We start from the raw sequence: 18,884 nt of genomic DNA on the forward strand, positions 1-18,884 counted from the left end.
GGTTGTTCAGCAGGCAGTCCCGCAGGACCCCGCTGGCCGTGGCCGCACTGACGTGCGCGCTGGGCGCTGTGTTGCCGGCGCAGGCGCAGGTTGCGCCGCAGCTGCCGCCGGCGGCCGACCCGGGCAGCATCCAGCAGCGCTCGCTGGAGCTTGAGCGGCGGCTGCGCGAAGAGCGCGAACGCCGGCCGGAGTCGGAGCCGTCGATCGACCGCGAAGGGCTCAAGCCTGCGCCGGCGAAGAAGCCGACGGTGACGTCGAAGTTCCTGCTCAAGCGCATCGACTTCACGAAGTCGGAGCTGCTGTCGGAGGAGACGCTGCGCGGGCTGGCCGCGACGGTGGAAGGGCGCGAAGTCACGCTGGCCGAGGTGGTCGAGGTGGTCGAGCGGATCAACACGCTGTACCGGGAGCGCGGCATCCCGACCGCGCAGGCGGTGCTGCCGGCGCAGGAAGTGGCCGACGGCAACGTGACGATCAAACTGGTCGAAGGGCGTGTGGGTGACATTCTGCTCGAAGGGAACGCGAGCACGGCGGACAGCTTCATCCTGTCGCGGCTGGGACAGACGAAGGGTGAGCTGGCGGACGTGGGCGCACTCGAGCGCAGCATGATGCGCTTCAACCGCAGCCAGGACGTGCAGCTGCGCGCCGAACTGAAGCCGGGCGCCAAGTTCGGCGAAACCGATGTGGCGCTGACGGCGGTGGAGCCGCCGAAGCACGAAATGCGCGTGTTCGCCGACACCAGCGGCAGCTACGCGACCGGGGTGTATCGGGCCGGCGTGTTCTACCAGAACCGCAGCCTGTTCGGCTTTCGGGACGCGTTGAGCGCGTCGCTGATCGGCGCGGAGACGGGCGGTCACGAGGGGCGCGCGCTGTCGTACAGCATACCGCTGGGCACGCTGGGCACGCGGCTCACGCTGTCCTGGTTCGAAGACCACACGCGGATCAGGAACGGCCCGTTCGCGCCGCTGCGCATCCGCGGTGAATCGACGGCCTGGACGGCGCTGCTGCGCCACCCGCTGCTGATCGGGAAGAACTACCAGCTCGATGTGCTGGGCGGGGCGAAGAAGCGCAAGACGGAAAGCTGGATCGAGGGTCGCAAGTTCCAGTCGACGGACATCGAGGACGTGTCGGCGGGCGTGGATGCGCAGTGGTGGGAAAGCGACCGGATCTGGACCGGATCGCTGACCTACTCGGCGGGGGATGCGGACCCGATAGACGACGTGGTGTCGGAGTCGTTCAAGATCTGGCGCGGCTCGGTGCGCCGGGTGCAGGAGCTGGGTGAGGGGTGGTCGGTGCACAACACGGTGGCGTTTCAATACACGCGCGACGAGAACCTGACCTCGAGCGAGCAATTCCTGATCGGCGGCGAGGGGAGTGTGCGCGGTTACCAGACGGGTCTGTTCAGCGGCGACAAGGGGCTGATCGCGTCGGTGGAGCTGCACCACCCGCTGCCGCAGGCGCCGGTGGCGCCGATCAGGACGAGCGGGTTCCTGTTTCTGGACTACGGCGCGGTGGAGCCGTTCCGACCGCCGGAATCGACGCGCGGCAGCGACACGATGGCGAGCTACGGCTGGGGTCTGAACGCGAACATCAATCAGAACATATCGGCGCGGGTGACGCTGGGGCTGCCGATCCGCGACCGGCCGCAGGAGCCGCGCGGCTACTACGTGCATGTGCAGGTCGTCGCACAGGTGTTCTGACCGCGCCGCGCAAGGCCCGGGATTGCCCGGCACGCCCGACCCGTCGGGTGGTGCCGGCGCGGCGCCCAGCTTTTGCAGCGGCGGGAAATTGATGAAAATCCTTTCTGGAACAGCGTTTTGAGTTGAAGCGATCCGGCCGTCTTCCGGCAAGGCTCGGCGCATCTTGTGTTCCCGGATCACCGCGGATCCGGTCGTGACACGTCACATCTCGTGACATTGCGCAAGATCAAGTAGGAGTTTGTCCTACACGCGCACATTGGTTTCTTTGGTGATCGAAAAGGATCAGGCAATGAAACCGACGCGCTCCACTTCAAGTCTGCCCGGCTTGCGCACGCTATCGGCGGCGCTCGCGCCCTCGTTCTGCACCCTGGCCGGCATGGCGAGTCTGCCGCTGCTGATGTCGCCGGCGGCGTGGGCGCAGGCGATCCAGGCGGATGGCCGGACGCTGACGACGGTGAGCACGGTCGGTGCGGTGACGGACATCCGGACCGGGACGATCGCGGGCAACGCCGGTTTTAACTCGTTCAACACGTTCAGCGTCAATTCGGGGCACACGGCGAATCTGCACGTGCCGAGCGGGGCGGTGAATCTGGTGAACATCGTGCGCGATGCGCGCAGCGACATCCACGGCACGCTGAACGCGATCCGCGACGGGCGCATCGGCGGCAATGTGTTCTTTGCCAACCCGCACGGATTTGTCGTCGGCGCGGGTGGCGTGGTGAATGTGGGTTCGCTGTCGGTGAGCACGCCGACGCAGCGCTTCGCGGACCGCTTCTTCGTCAATGGTCAGCCGGACGCCGGATCGGTGGGCCAGTTGCTCAATGGCACGGCGCCGCTGTCGAGCGCGGCGATCCGCATCGACGGGCAGATCAATGCGGCAGACGGGGTGACGCTGGCGGCGGGCACGGTGAGCGTGGCCGGAGCGGTGCTGACGGGTGCGCGCTTCGAAGGTCGCGCGCCGGACTTCACCGACATCGTGAATACGCAGGGTGTGAGCGCGGGCAGCCGGCTGGTCGAGCGGGCGGGGCGCATCTACATCGCGGCGGACGAGGACATCGAGATTGCCGGCACGCTGGATGCGCGCGGCGGCGGCGGCACCGACGGGGGCGACATCGATCTGCGGGCCGGGCGCGACATCGTGGTCGACATCGACGCGATGGTGACGGCGGCGGGCGATGGTGAGGGCTCGGACGGCGGGCGCGTGTATTCGATGGCCGAGCGCAGCGCAGTGATTCGCAGCGGTGCGGTGATGGACGCGAGTGCGGGGGCGAGCGGCGATGGCGGCTTCGTCGAGTTTTCGGCGAAGGATACGGTGGAGCTGGCCGGCGGGCAGTTTCTGGCTGACGGGCGGGCGGGCGGCGCAGCCGGTCTGGTGCTGATCGATCCGCTGAACATCGTGCTCAGTGCGAACCTGCTGCGCGGTGCGGGCGGCTACACCGGCATTCCGGCGGGGCCGGACAATGGCGTTACGGTGACGGCCGCCAACCTGCTGCTGCAGGCGGACAACAGGATCACGGTGAACGAAAACGTGACGGTATCCAGCCGCCGCGTCGCCGGAACCGACGCGGCAAGTCACGCGACCGGCGCTTCGGTCGGGCCGTCCGGCGACATCACCTTCGAAGCGAAGCACATCGACCTGAAGTCCGGCAGCAAGGTGCTGGCGCACGCCGACGGCGATTTCGCCCCTTTCGGAGGCGACATCCAGTTGCTGGCCACGGACAACCAGTCGACGCCGGTGCTGGGCTCGGTCGACGATTCCATCGCGTCCATCACCGTCAACAACGCCACCGTCACGGGGCGCGACGTCACGCTGAAGGCCGACGCGAACGACAAGTGGGTGTGGACGGGCGAGGAATACACCGACGCGCTGCTGGAATTTCTCGACGATCTGGCGCTGGTGGTCGATGCCACCGTGTCGGTTGCCCACGCCACGATAGATGTCGATGGCGGCGCGCGCATCGAAGCGAGTGGTGATCTGAAGATCGAATCGGTGGCGGTGACCGATGCGTCGATGCGGGTGGTCGGGTCCGTGCTCGGCATCGGCTACGGCGAAACCGACGCGCTGGCCACCGTGGACATCAGGCGCGCCACATTGTCGTCCGGCGGCGCGATGACGCTGCGCTCGCAGGCCGACAGCACGATGCTGGTCAAGGTCGACACGATCAACACCGGCCACTACAACAACATGCTGTCGACGGCGAGCGAGTACGCCAACTTCGCCTTCGCCGTCGGTATCGCGAACCAGCGGTCCGAAACGACGGTCGGCAGCGCGGCGGTGATCGAAAGGGCGGCATCGCTCGATGTCGAGGCGACCGGTGCGAAGTCGATCGAGGTGTCGGCCACCGGCAGTTCGTTCAAGGATGGCATGGCGTCGTCCGGCATTGCCGTGCTGGTGAACACCACCACGATGACCGCCTCGCTCGGCGCCACGGTGACCGATGCCGGCCGCGTGAGCGTGACGGCTTCGCTGGCCGACGACGCGCAGACCGAGGTGAGTGCATCGGCCGGCACCGCGGGCGATCCCAATCCCGAAGAGGGTTTCAGCAACGCCCGCCCGATCGATGTGGCGCTGTTCGAGAAGCTGACTGCCTTCGTCGCCGATGTGCCGAACAAGGATGCGCGCGCCGGGTCGAGCGGCAACTTCGGCCTGTCGGCGTCCTTCGCATGGGTCGACAACAGCAATGCGGTGAAGGCCGAAATCGCCGCCGGTGCGAATGTGACTTCGCGCGGCCGGGTCGACGTGTTCGCGAATGCAGAGGAATCGCTGTCTTTCGAAACGTCGGCCGCCGTCGACGAGCGCTCGCTCGAAGCGCCCGATCCCGATCATCCGCTGCCGCCCGACGAACAGAAAAAGAAGACGGAAGAAAAGAAGAAGATCGCGATCTCCGGTTCGATCGCGGTGATCGACGTGACGCATCGCACCGATGCGCTGATCGGCGATGGTGCGACGGTGAATGCGGGCGGTGCCATCACGGTCGCCGCCGACACGAAGCTGACGCCGTTCTGGACGCAATGGGTCGACGCCTACGACACCCTCGACACGATGGACTGGGCCGACCCCGACGCGTGGACCAATCTGGGCGGCAACCTGTTCGACCTGATCGGCCAGCCGATCAATGCGACTTCGTGGGTGCAGAGTGGCGTCGAGAGCGAGCGGCTGTCCTTCGCCGGAGCGGTCGACCACTTCACCCTCGACAGCCAGGCCAACGCGAAGATCGGTTCGGCGCAGATCAACGCCGGCACCGCACCGCTGTCGGCAGCGCAGGATGTCACCCTGTCCGCGCGTGCCTCGCACGGGTTGCTGAATCTGGCGGGCGTGCCGGAAATCGATCTGACCACGCTGCCGGAGGGCGGGGCGAACAGCGCCTCGGCGGGCTTTGGCGGCACCTACCATCACCTGACGCTGACCGGCGGATCGGACGCGACCATTGCGCGCGGCGCCACGGTGCGCGCCGACGGACTGGCGCTGCTGGCCGAAACCGATTTCGACCAGGTGACCATCGCCGAAGCGGCCGGCAAGGCCGGAAAGGTGTCGGTCCAGGGGGCGTTCTCGCTGATCGACAGCGATCTGCACACGATTGCGCAGATTGCGTCGGGCACCACGGTCAGTGCGCGCGACGTCGTGCTGCAGGCGATCGACAACAGCATGTCGATCAATGTCGCCGGCGGCGTGGCGCGATCGGGCAGCATCGGCATCGGCTTTTCCATCGCGCTCAACGACCTCGACCGCGACACGCATGCACTGATAGGCAATCGTGCAGACGAGACGGGAACCGGCGGCACGCTCGCGGCGAGCGGCAACATCTTCCTGAAGGCGCGTGCCGGCGCCACGCAAGGCGCCTTCGCCGTGGCCGGCTCGCTGCCCGGTGGTGGCGATGAAAGCACGGACGGCAAGCCCGGTGGAGACGGCTCGAAAACCAATGTCAAGGACAAGGGCGAACAGGGCAAATCCGGCATCGGCATTTCTGCCGCCGTGTCGATCAATCTGGTCAGTGACACGACCCGGGCAACCGTGGCCGATCTTGCGAGCATGTCGGTGGCCGGTACGGCGGCCTCCACGCTGGATATCAATACCGATGCCGATGGCGTGACCGACCTGTCGGTGTCGCTGACGCACGGGCTCAACGCCGGCGCGCGCAACGACGCGCTGGCGCTGGCCGGTGCCGGTGCGCTGACCATCGCCACCGGCAAGAGCGCAGGCCTGGGCGGAGCCTTCACCTGGAATCAGCTGGAGAAGATCACGCAGGTCACCATTGCCCGTACGGCGCTGACGCTCGGTGGATCAGGCAATGTCGTGCTCGACGCCTGGAACGGCGGTCCGATGTGGTCGATTTCCGCTGGCGTCGCCGGTGGTCAGAAGTTCGGCGTTGCCGGTTCCGTTGCCTACAGCAATGTGGACAACAGCACGCTGGTGTCCATCAGCGGGGCAGGTGTGGATACCGGCGGCTCGGTGTCGCTGATCGCCAGTGACAGTTCGGACATCCGCAGCGTGGCCGGTGCGGCAAGCTATGGCGGCAAGGCCGGCTTCGGTGCAGCGGTGGCGATTTCCACGGTCGATTCCGACACCGTTGCCGAACTGGTCGGCGACGAAGCGGATACCGGCATGGACATCGACGACGAGGTGGTGCGCGGCGCCGCGGGCATTTCGGCGAGCGCGACCAGCGACAACGACATCGTGTCGGTCGCGGCCGCACTGAGCGCGTCGAATGGCGTGTCGCTCAGCGGTGCTGTCACCGTCAATACGATCACCAACGAAACGCGGGCCTTGGCCGACGGCGTGGTGCTGAAGTCGGGCGGCGCGATCGCGCTGTCGGCCAGCGACCTGTCGACGATCGAATCGCTCGCCGGCGCAGTCGGGTTTTCGCTCAGCACCGCGGGCGTCGGCGTGGCCGTGGCCTACAACGAGATCGGCAACACGACGCGGGCAGCGCTCGAGGACTCGTCGGTCGAGGACCAGACCGGCGAGACCGTGGATTCGCTGGCGCTGACGGCGACCAATACCTCGACCATCAAGTCGGCGTCCGTGGCCGGCGGCCTCGCGTCGACCTTCGGTGGCGCCGCTTCCGCGTCGACCAACTTCAGCGATCAGACCCGCACGACGGCCGAAATCGTCGATTCGGATGTCGATGCCAGCGCGGCGGACGTCACGGTCACGGCGACCGACACCTCCCTCATCGAATCGCTGGCCGGCGGTGTCGGGCTGGGCCTGTCGGCCGGATTCGGTGCTGCCGTCGCGGTGAACGACATCGGCAACGTGACGCTCGCCCGCGTGTCCGGCAAGAAGACGGCCGATGGTCTGGACCTTGCGAGCCTCGTCATCAGCGCCGATTCGCTGGCCACCATCAAGACCGCATCGGCGGGCGTCGGTGCCGGCGTCAAGGTGGGCGTCGGCGGATCGGTCGCGGTGAACCTGATCGGCTCCGACACACGTGCGCTGATCGAGAACGGTGCAGTGATCGAAGCGCGCGATGACGTTGCGGTGCTGGCCGAGGCGGATGACAGGATTTCCGTGCTGGCGGGCGCTGCCGGCATCGGCCTGACCGCCGCCGGCGTGGGTGCGGCGGTGACGGTGAATGAAATCACCGGCACGACCGAAGCCGCGATCAAGGGCAGCGAGGTCGCCGCACGTGCGCAGCAGGGCGAGGGCGTGAGCGTGAACACCGGTGAGGTGGCGGGTGTGAACCTGCGCGACAGCATCGACGAGATGAATACCGAGGGCGGCGGCTATTCGTCCTCCAACCCCTTCGTCGCGCCCGACCTGACCGCCTCGCGCGGCAAGGAAAATGTGCGCGGCATCGCGGTCAACGCACTGGCCACGCATCACACCACGACCGGTGTCGCGAATGTCGGGGGCGGCCTGTATGCCGGTGTCGCCGTGACCGCCAGCGTGAGCCTGATCGGCGGCGAGACACTGGCCACCGTGACCGATTCGGTTCTGAACGGCGGTGACAACACGGGCGCGTCGGATGCGCAGGCGGTCAGCATCCGGGCCGCCGACCACGCCTACGGCAACACCTTCATCGGCTCCATTGCCATCGGTGCGGCCGGCATCGGCGCGTCGGCCGACGTCAATGTGTTCCAGCGCAACACCGTCGCCAGGGTCACCGGCGGTGACACCCGTCGTGCCGACATCCGTGCGAAAGGCGGTGCGGACATCGATGCGCTGTCGGCCCAGGGTGTGGCATCCGTGGTGGTCGGTGCGTCGGGCGGCGTGGTTGCCGTAGTGGGCAGCGGCTCGGTGGCGAAGTTCACCAGCACCACGGAAGCATCTGCGCAGCAGGCGGATTTCGAAGTCGGCTCGCTGGACGTCACGTCGAATCACTACTCGACCTTCCTTGTGGCCGGTGGCGGACTTGCAGTGGGCGGTGCCGCGGGCGCCGGCACCTTTGCCGTCGGCCTCGATGACAGCACCACACGTGCGCGCATTGAAGACGTCACCGTCGACACCGCCGGCGCCGTGAATGTCACTGCAGGCAACACGACCGAAATGCGTACCTGGGCGGTCGGCGGTGCTGGGGGCGGCTTCGCCGGCGTGGCCGGTGCAGTGGCGGTCGGCATCATCAGCAGCACCACCGAAGCTTCGGTGATCGACAGCGGCATCGGCAGCAGCGATGATCGCGCCGCCAGCCTGCTCGTCAGCGCCAGCGACAAGGTCGTGACCGAAAGCCGGGCCGGTGCGGCAGCACTCGGCGGCATGGCAGGCGTGGGCGCGGGTGCGTCGGTGACCAAGGTCGACAACACGACATCGGCGACCATCCGGGACAGCAATGTTCACGTCAGTGGCGACATCGACGTCACGTCGCAGGCCGAGCGCAAGCTGTCCAACCTGGCAGCCGCTGCGGCGGCCGGCGGAACGCTCGGCATCGGTGGCTCGGCCGCGGTCACGCTGCTCAATGCAACGATGAACGCCGACGCATCCGGCGAACTGGACAACACCGACGGCGACAACGAGGGCACCCTCAGTTCTGCACAGGCCTTCTCCAGCCGCGACCTGCTGTCCACCGACGAAGACGAAGGCAATGTCCGCACGGCGGACAGCTTCTCGGAGACCGACATCGAGCGCGTCAACGCGGCGGGCAAGGTCGCGACGAAGGATCAGGTCAACGCGTCGCCGCTGGGCGCCACGCTGGCCACCGTGGTCGATAGCGACGGCACGCGCGACACGCTGGTCGCCGGCGGCAACATCCGCATCGGTGCGTCGGAAATCGACCGCATCGAAGTCGGGGCCGGCGGCATCGCGCTGGGCGGCCTGGCCGGCGTCGGCGCCTCGGTGAGCGTGCTCGACGTGCGCCACAATGTCGGCGCGACCACGGTCGGCGCCATTTCACTGCAGGCCGATACCGGCGACATCGAACTGAGCGCCGAAGCAGGCGAATTGCCGGACAGCGATCCGCTCGTCCAGGCCGAACCGGCGCTGCAGGTCGACAGTTTCCAGGCTGCTGGCGGTCTGGTGGGTGTCGGTGCAGCGGTGGCGACAGTCGATCTGAACAATACGGTGCGCGCCGGTCTGGGAGCAGGCGCCCTGGCGACCGTCAGCAGTGCGGCGGGCGACGTGCGCGTGACCGCGAATGACACGCTGGATGCCCGCTCCAGAGCCGAAGGCTATGCCGTCGGTGTGGTGGCGGCCGGCATCGTGATCGCGCGCGCCGACAAGACCGGCAGCACGACCGCGCAGATCGGCGGCAGCGACACGGCGACGGCGCAGACCGCAGCCACCGGCGTCACGCTGGCGGGCGGGCTGCTTGATGTGCGGGCGACGCGTGAAGACACGGTGGCTGCCGAGTCGAAAGCCGGTGCCGGCGGCGTGGCCGCCGGGTCCGGCTCGGAGTCGCGCGCCGGCGCGCTGGGAACGGCAAATGCAGCTGTCGCTGACCGTGTGACCATCAACGGCGCCGGTTCGGCCGTGTCGGTCACCGCCAACAGCACGCCGCAGGTCAGTGCGGTCGCCCGGGGCTACAACGGCTCGCTCGCCGTGTCGATCGGCGTGTCGCTGGCTGAAGCGTCGGCGTCGACGCAGTCCTTCGCAACGGTGGGTCGCTACAACAGCATCACGGCCGGTGCGCTGTCGCTGAATGCAGCGACGTTGCTGCCGATAGTCGGCAACGGCGTCGGCAACAGCGCCTACTCATACGCCAACGCGACCGGCGGCTCGCTGCTGGTCAGCGCCAACGGCAGTGATTCCCGCGCGCGCGGCAACGCGCTGGTCAACGCAACGATGGGTACGGGCAATGCGCTCGCGATCACCGACAGCACATCGCTGACGGCGTCGAACCTGACGCGCCAGACGGCCGTCACCAGTGGCGTCACCCTGGGCGGGCTGCTTGCGCTCGGGGGCAACCAGGCGTACGCCGTCGCCGGCTCGGTCACGCTAGCGTCCATCGACAACGGCAACACCGGCACGGTGGGCGACGCGCTCAGCGTGGTCGCGACCGGTCACGACGAAACGTCGGCCGATGCCGCAGCCGGTTCCGGCGGCATCATCGCGGGGGCTGCCGCGCTGGCGTCCACGCGCAATCTTTCGGATACGCAGGCGCTGCTCGGTGGCGGCACGGCGGGTGATGCACTGGTGACCGACACCGGCGGGCGCATGGAAGTCAGCGCCGATCACACGGCAACTTTCAATGCCCGCGTCGATTCGCTGTCTGCCGGCGTGGTCGGTGCCAGCGGCGCACAGGCGCGCAATGACATCGATGCCAGGGTGGTGGCCGGGATTCGCGCCGGTGCGCACCTGAACACCTGGGATCTGGATGTGCATGCGCTGAACCAGTCGCGCAAGCCCTGGCTCGCCCAATTCAACGTCGTCGCGGGTGCCGGGGGTCTGGCCGGCGGCGCGGCCGGCTCCGGCGAAACGCGGGTGGACAACATCACCCGGGTCGAGGTCGGCGACAACGCGCGGGTGCGCGTGCTCGGCGATCCGGATGACGCGGGACGCACCAGTTTCAATGCGGTGTCCGAGGTGATGCTGCGCGACCGCGCCAAGCTGGAAGCCGGCGGCGCCATCAGTGCGGCCGATGCCGAATCCATCATCGAAGTGAACATCAACCCGCTGACCACCGCGGCCGGGGATGTCGGACGTACCGAAGCGCGCGTCGGCAGCAATGTCGTCATCGATACCGTGGGCGATTTCAATCTCGCGGCGCGGGAAAACGTCGATGTCGAAGCGCGCGCCAGTTCCAAGACCTGGGGTCTGGCTGCCTATGCCGACGGCTATTCGAAATCGGACATCCACAGCCGGTCGACCACATCGATCGGCGCCGGATCGGACATTCGCGCGGACGGCTTCATCAACCTGGGTGCCGGGCGTGATGCGGGTGGCGTGCGCAACCGGTTCTCGTCGGTCGCGCACACCGATCTGTACAACAATTCGCTGGTTCCGATACCCGGTCTGGACTGGGGCGCGGACGGCCTGCTCACCCAGACCAACCGCATCATCGTCGACGGCAGCCTGCGCAGCGTCAAGGACGTGAGCCTGATTGCTGACAAGGGCTTCGGACATATCGTCAATGGACATGGCGTCGCGCGCGATCTGTACAGCCAGGCGGCGAGCGCCATCGCCAGCGGCATCAGCAACCTGTTCGGCGGTGGCGACGTGTCGATCGAGCAGAACAGCGGACGCAGCATCGAACTGTCTCAGGCCGGCGCGACGGTGAATGGCTTCATCGACGCCGGCATCCACAATCAGCGCTGGATGACCATCAGCGAGACGGATTCCGGTGGCGGTGCACTGCCGGTCACACTCAGCACGCAGGTGCCGCGCGACGGCCAGGAGGCGAAGTGCCAGGCGCCCGGCGTTGCTGGCTGCGTCTATGACACCTATTCGAAGCAGTACTGGATATCGCGTTCCGACGGCCTCGACATGCCGGTCGCGCGCATCGAAAACCTGCAGGACAATCTGCAGACGCGCATCGACTCGCTGAAGAACATCCGCGGCCAGTATCAGGGCGTGACCAGCACCGGCGCCGACGCCAGCAGCCCGGAAACGGTGGCGGCGCTGACGGCCGAAATCAACTTCCTCGAGCAGCAGCTCGCCGATCTGTTCCCCGCGGGCGGCGCGACGGCTTCGGTGTCCGACGCCGCCTTCATCGTCCTGCCCGAGTTGAGCGCACGCGGCGGCAACATCAACGTGATGGGCGATTACCTCGCCGGCAGCGGTCAGCTGGTGGCGCGCGGCGACGCGAAGATACAGATCATCAACAACAGCTCGGCATTTCTGCGCACCGATGCACTGACCATTCCGGAAGATGCGACCGGACGGCTCGTGCTGAACAGCGTCGCCATCCTGAACACGCCGGGCACCAGCCCGACGACAGCCGACATCAACGCCGCACTGAATGCCCGCAACAAGGGTGGTTCGGCCGGCTTCGGCAGCGTCGACATCGCGCCGGATTCGGCTGTGCCGCTGATCGAGGTCAGGAACACCCACATTCCGCTCGACGCGGATACCCGCGCGCCGGACATCGAAGTGGTGGGCGACATCAGCAACCTGCTCGGCACCGTCACGCTGGAAAGCGAACGCGGCAGCGTGCTGGTGCAGCCGAAGGATCCGTCGAATCCGCTGACCGCACCGAATATCCAGGCGGCAACGATCAACATCACGGCGGGGCGTGATTTCGTGTTCAGTTCGCCGTCGGCCTTCTATCACACCGCCGGCGCCGCGCGCGACCTGTGGGGCGGCACGCGCACGCTCAGCGGCGGCAGTGGCGGAACCGCCAACAACTTCGAGGACAGCAGCCTGTTCAGCGGTGCGGCTGATGACGTGCGCATCGGAAACGGTGCGCCGACCATCGCCGGCAACAACATCTTCATCAGCGCCCGCTACCTCAACATCAACGGCCTGCTGCAGAGCGGCATTCCCGACCGTTCGATCACGATCGACGCCGACGCGCGCGTCAATCTCAACATCGGTCCTTACAAGACCGCGACCACGCTGGCGCAGGCGAAGACGAATTACGACGCGCTGGTGGCCGGCGGCATGAAGCCGGCGGATCCGCGTTTCCGCATCACCGGCACCGACGGCAACATCGTCGCGTTCTTCAATGCGGAACTGAACCGCATCGAACTGGAGCCGGTGAAGGTCGAAGGCGGCAAGCTCGAACTGCTGGGTGAAATCCTGAACACCGGCGGTGGCCGCATCGCGGCCATGGACGGCTACGGCCGCTTCGATATCGACAATCTCACCGGCTACGATATCGTCATCACCGGGCTGGACACCGGCAATGACATCGAAGGCCGCGTGCGCATCACCGACTACCTGCGCCGCTGGGACCCGGCCGCGAACGGCGGCCTCGGTGCCATCGTCAGCAGCCCGCTGCAGTCGAGCACGCAGACCACCGCCTACTACAACAGCCTGACGCCGGTCACCCGCATCGTCACGCGTCTGGGCGCCGATGTGCAGACCTCGGACGTCATCGTCACGACCGAAAGCACACCGGCCGGCGACAAGCTGGTCGAGCGTCTGGTGAAGGCCTACGAGGACCTGACCGATACGCGCAGCACCGGTTACGCGCCGGTCGAGGACCAGACCTACACCTGGGTGACCGGTCAGCGCAGCACCACGAACACCTACGCGCGCTACGAGAAGGAGACCAAGTTCTGGTTCTTCCCGGGCAGCTGGTCGATCGCGGATCGCACGGCCTACGTCGAGTATCCGGACACGACACCCCTGATGGAAGGCGAATACACGCGACTCGATCAGACCCTGGGCGACGATGCCTATCGCTACCAGCGTCGCGATGTCACCACGTCCTTCCGGCAGTGGTCGACGGAACGGTCGAAGTGCTCCTGGTTCTTCTGCATCTGGAAGTGGCACACTTACGAGGTCTGGAGCGATTTCGGCACCAAGCGCTACAACACGCACACGGTCAAGGCCGACCACCTGATTCCGATCAGTTTCATCGGCCATGACACCGGCGGCATCGACATCGCCAGTCGCGGCGGCATCATCCTCGCCGGTAGCCTGACCAACCGGACCGGTCTGATTTCGCTCGATGCGACTGCCGGCAACGGGCTGCCGGGCGGTGCCATCGCATCGGAAAGTGCGCGCGGTACCGTCATGACGGAAAGCCTGACGATGCGGGCCGCCAGTGGCATAGGCAGCGCGACTTCGCCGTTGTCGCTCAATCTGCTGGGCAATGGCAGCATCGATGCGGTGAGTGCGGCCGGCGACGTGGGTCTGCTGGCGGTGTCGGGCGACATGCGGGTGGCGCAGGCGATCACCGGTGCCGACGGTCGCGTGTTCCTGCAGGCCGATGCTGACATCGTGTCGGCCGGCGCCGGCGATGCCGTGCGCGTGCAGGGCGGTGGCGTCGAACTGGTGTCGCTGAACGGGCGCATCGGCAGTGATGCGCAGGCGCTCGTGGTGCAGACGCAGGCCACGCTGCAGGGTGGCCTCGACGTCACGGCGATGGGTGACATCCATGTGCTGCAGCCGGACGGCGACCTGCAGCTGGACAAGGTCGAATCGCTCACCGGAGACGTGACGCTGACCGCCCGCAACGGCCGCATCGTCGATGGCAACCGCAACGAGACGCGCGATACGCGTGCCGAAGCCGAGCTGGATGCCGTTTGGCAGAGCCTGCGGCTGCGCGAATCCGATGGCGCGGCCGACAGTCTGGCCGATGCGCTCAAGGCGCATCGTGCAGGCATTGATCGCGAGTACCGCGAGTACTGGTCATTGCGCAATGTTCAGCTGATCGAAGACCCGGCCAATGCGGACAGCTTCGTCTACCGCGCCGACGCCTACGATGCGGCGGCGGCGCCGCAACGGCTGCGCGAGCTGCATCAGAAGCTGGGTGGTCTGGGCGTGGCGCTGGCCACCGGATCAGTGCCCGACTACGACGCCGATTTCCGCTATGTCGGGTCGGCCGACACGGACCATACGCTGGCCGATATTTCGAACGGCACCCACGTGTGGACCGACAACCAGGTGCGCTACGGCGTCAGCGCGGCGATCTACAACAAGTCGGTGTCGGACACCGAAACTCGCATCGAACAGCCCAATGTGGTCGGGCGTCACATCGTGCTCAATGCCTCCGGCACGGCTGGAGGCGTCGGACGCGACGAGGGGCAATTCACCGTCAGCATCGCTGCACTGGCGACGCTGAGCCCCGACGAGCGGCGAGCGCTGGCAGCGGCCGAAGCCGATGACGTGGCGGTGGACACGGTTGCGAAGACTGCCACCGTGCTCAAGCGTGACGACGTCGATGTGGCGACGACAGCGGACGGCAGCGTGACGGTGAATGCGCGCGGCCACGTATTCCTCGGGGCCGACGACTACGAGCGCAACGGCACGGCGCTGCCTGGCGACATCAATCTGGTGTCGCTCGACGCCAGCGGCGGCGGCGTCGATTACAGCAGGACGATACGGCTCAAGGTGTCGGGCGGCATCATCGATGCCGGCGCGGGCGCCGTTCCGAATCTGCGCGGCGGCAGCACCATTCTTGAAGCGAGCCACGGCAGCATCGGCAGCGCGGCGCGGCCGGTCAGCCTCGATCTGGGCACGGCTGCGACGCTCACGGCGCGTGCGGCAAGTGGCATCTGGCTGAATGAACTGAGCGGACCGATGCGCGTGGCCGAAATGTTCGCCAGCGCCGGCGGCATTCACCTGACCAGCGCCGGCAGCATTCTGGATGCCCGCGGCACGCAGCGTGTCGTGGCGCTGCAGACCGCGGAAGGCGACATCGATCTGCGTTCGCTTGCGGGCAGCATCGGTGCGCCCGGCGAAGCATTGGTCGTTGCGCCGGGCAGCGGCCACGTGGTCAACGCAGAGGCGGCGGAAGACGTGCATCTGTCCGGCATCACTGCAGCCGATCCGGATTTCTCGTCCGACCTTGAACTGGGGAACGTCAATGCAGGCGGTGACGCGACGGTCATGGCCATCGGCACGGTCAGCGGCAGCAGCGTCCGTGCTGTGCGCGGCAATCTCGATCTGCGGGCAGGCCACAGCGTGACGGTGCTGGAAGCCACGGCGGATGCGGGCAACGCAAGTGTGTTCGCCGAGCAGGACATCCTGATGGATGCGGTGACCGCCGGGCAGGGCGTGCGACTGGAAAGCGTCAACGGTCGGGTCAGCGTGAAGCGGCTGAGTGGTGACACCATCGAAATCATCACCGATGGCGACATCGAGGCAGGCACGCTGAAGGTGGACTCGCAGCTGTCGATAGGCGTCGGTTCGATTACTGCGAGAATCGTTCAAACCGGCACGGCGGGTCCGCTGCTGATGAATGTAACGGGACCGCAGGGCGGCATGGCGCGCTGGGTTGATCTGACGTTCGACAGTCCGATCGGCACGCGGTTTGAGCGGCTGTACTCGCAGGACGCGCGGATCGAGACGGAGCGTGGCTGGCTGGAGGTGCTGGACGGACGGATCGACAATCAGGCGCGCTTCATCAACCCGCAGAGCAATGTGTACATGGACAACGTGACGACGGTGATCGAGCCGGCGGACATCCAGCTCAATGCGCCGGACGGGCGGTTTGCGCTGCGCCTGGAGCGCTACCGTCTGGTGACGGACGAGACCGCGCTGACGCGCAGCCCGCTGCACGAAGTGGTCAATGCGACGGACCCGGACAACAGCGGTCGTGAGGAGTCGCGCAACGCGATCGAAGGACGGGTGCCGAATCCGACGCGCCCGCAGGCGGTCAATGTGGTGCCGGCGCTGTCGCAGATCGCGATCAACATTCCGCTGGACATCCCGGCCGTGAATTCGGGCGAGGAAGAGACGGAAGAGGAAGCCGAGGCCCGCCGCCAGGCCGAGGACGAGGCAGAGAATGACACCCCGAAGGAGACGGCACAGTGAGGCGCACACCCAGGTTGTTCAGCAGGCAGTCCCGCAGGACCCCGCTGGCCGTGGCCGCACTGACGTGCGCGCTGGGCGCTGTGTTGCCGGCGCAGGCGCAGGTTGCGCCGCAGCTGCCGCCGGCGGCCGACCCGGGCAGCATCCAGCAGCGCTCGCTGGAGCTTGAGCGGCGGCTGCGCGAAGAGCGCGAACGCCGGCCGGAGTCGGAGCCGTCGATCGACCGCGAAGGGCTCAAGCCTGCGCCGGCGAAGAAGCCGACGGTGACGTCGAAGTTCCTGCTCAAGCGCATCGACTTCACGAAGTCGGAGCTGCTGTCGGAGGAGACGCTGCGCGGGCTGGCCGCGACGGTGGAAGGGCGCGAAGTCACGCTGGCCGAGGTGGTCGAGGTGGTCGAGCGGATCAACACGCTGTACCGGGAGCGCGGCATCCCGACCGCGCAGGCGGTGCTGCCGGCGCAGGAAGTGGCCGACGGCAACGTGACGATCAAACTGGTCGAAGGGCGTGTGGGTGACATTCTGCTCGAAGGGAACGCGAGCACGGCGGACAGCTTCATCCTGTCGCGGCTGGGACAGACGAAGGGTGAGCTGGCGGACGTGGGCGCACTCGAGCGCAGCATGATGCGCTTCAACCGCAGCCAGGACGTGCAGCTGCGCGCCGAACTGAAGCCGGGCGCCAAGTTCGGCGAAACCGATGTGGCGCTGACGGCGGTGGAGCCGCCGAAGCACGAAATGCGCGTGTTCGCCGACACCAGCGGCAGCTACGCGACCGGGGTGTATCGGGCCGGCGTGTTCTACCAGAACCGCAGCCTGTTCGGCTTTCGGGACGCGTTGAGCGCGTCGCTGATCGGCGCGGAGACGGGCGGTCACGAGGGGCGCGCGCTGTCGTACAGCATACCGCTGGGCACGCTGGGCACGCGGCTCACGCTGTCCTGGTTCGAAGACCACACGCGGATCAGGAACGGCCCGTTCGCGCCGCTGCGCATCCGCGGTGAATCGACGGCCTGGACGGCGCTGCTGCGCCACCCGCTGCTGATCGGGAAGAACTACCAGCTCGATGTGCTGGGCGGGGCGAAGAAGCGCAAGACGGAAAGCTGGATCGAGGGTCGCAAGTTCCAGTCGACGGACATCGAGGACGTGTCGGCGGGCGTGGATGCGCAGTGGTGGGAAAGCGACCGGATCTGGACCGGATCGCTGACCTACTCGGCGGGGGATGCGGACCCGATAGACGACGTGGTGTCGGAGTCGTTCAAGATCTGGCGCGGCTCGGTGCGCCGGGTGCAGGAGCTGGGTGAGGGGTGGTCGGTGCACAACACGGTGGCGTTTCAATACACGCGCGACGAGAACCTGACCTCGAGCGAGCAATTCCTGATCGGCGGCGAGGGGAGTGTGCGCGGTTACCAGACGGGTCTGTTCAGCGGCGACAAGGGGCTGATCGCGTCGGTGGAGCTGCACCACCCGCTGCCGCAGGCGCCGGTGGCGCCGATCAGGACGAGCGGGTTCCTGTTTCTGGACTACGGCGCGGTGGAGCCGTTCCGACCGCCGGAATCGACGCGCGGCAGCGACACGATGGCGAGCTACGGCTGGGGTCTGAACGCGAACATCAATCAGAACATATCGGCGCGGGTGACGCTGGGGCTGCCGATCCGCGACCGGCCGCAGGAGCCGCGCGGCTACTACGTGCATGTGCAGGTCGTCGCACAGGTGTTCTGACCGCGCCGCGCAAGGCGGGCGAAGGACGGATCAGGCGGGCAGAACGAAGCGGAAAAACGAAGACCGGAAAAACGAAGGCGGGAGGGGTGCGCTGCCGGCAACGAGGACCGTTACCGCCACCGGCAGCGCGGAGGGATCATTCGGCCGGAATGAAATCCAGGCCCTTCGACAGTACGAACATCACCGTACAGCCGGTGTCGGTCGTGTGCGGCCCATGTGCCGTGCCGGCCGGCGCGGTGAACACCGAACCCGGACCGTAGGTCTTGCCGTTCTCGATGAACTGGCCTTCAAGCACGTAGGCCACTTCATCGGCCTGCGTATGCAGGTGCGACTGCACGCACGATCCCGCGTCGAACTTGTACAGCACGGTAGACGCCGTCGTCGCGACTTCGCCGTCGATCACCTTGAAGTGCACGCCATCGATGCCGCTGGGCTGCCATGCGAGCGAATCGGCGTGAAATTCCTTCGTATACATGCAGAGTCTCCTGGGTGCCCGGTATGTGCCGGGTTCAATACATTAGTGGTCAAACAACGAAGCACGGGCCATGCCACGCTTTGCGTTACGGCTGCACGCCGTCTGCCGCGATGACGGCTCGTATCCGGGGATGAAAGTCGGACCCTGTCCGACCGCAGTGACCGATTTCCGGACCGCTGCATCATTCATTCCAGAGGCATGCGTCA

Annotated in this window: 4 protein-coding genes; 3 read left to right on the forward strand and 1 reads right to left on the reverse strand. The window is 67.0% G+C overall.

Translation table 11 applies throughout. The features are described from left to right. Window positions 1-38 precede the first annotated feature (38 nt). The 3 genes from BSY238_RS15015 to BSY238_RS15025 all read left to right on the forward strand — a co-directional run bounded on the left by BSY238_RS15015 (window position 39) and on the right by BSY238_RS15025 (window position 18,203). The gene (locus BSY238_RS15015; RefSeq protein ID WP_223300157.1) at window positions 39-1,697 is read left to right on the forward strand and encodes a ShlB/FhaC/HecB family hemolysin secretion/activation protein; all 1,659 of its coding nucleotides are present in this window, start codon (window positions 39-41) and stop codon (window positions 1,695-1,697) included. A gap of 289 nt (window positions 1,698-1,986) precedes the next feature. Beyond that, on the forward strand, window positions 1,987-16,494 hold the full coding sequence (locus tag BSY238_RS15020) for a leukotoxin LktA family filamentous adhesin (RefSeq protein ID WP_069040726.1): 14,508 nt from the start codon (window positions 1,987-1,989) through the stop codon (window positions 16,492-16,494). A gap of 50 nt (window positions 16,495-16,544) precedes the next feature. After that, window positions 16,545-18,203 carry a ShlB/FhaC/HecB family hemolysin secretion/activation protein gene (locus tag BSY238_RS15025; RefSeq protein ID WP_223300157.1) on the forward strand — a complete coding sequence of 553 codons (1,659 nt, stop codon included), beginning with the start codon at window positions 16,545-16,547 and terminating at the stop codon, window positions 18,201-18,203. Between the two features lie 136 nt (window positions 18,204-18,339). On the opposite strand, the gene BSY238_RS15030 is transcribed toward BSY238_RS15025, so the two are convergent. Further along, window positions 18,340-18,678, reverse strand: a complete 339-nt coding sequence (locus BSY238_RS15030) for a cupin domain-containing protein (protein WP_069039858.1) — start codon at window positions 18,676-18,678, stop codon at window positions 18,340-18,342. Window positions 18,679-18,884 lie beyond the last annotated feature (206 nt).

It is taken from the genome of Methyloversatilis sp. RAC08, assembly GCF_001713355.1.
In the GTDB taxonomy this organism is placed as follows: domain Bacteria; phylum Pseudomonadota; class Gammaproteobacteria; order Burkholderiales; family Rhodocyclaceae; genus Methyloversatilis.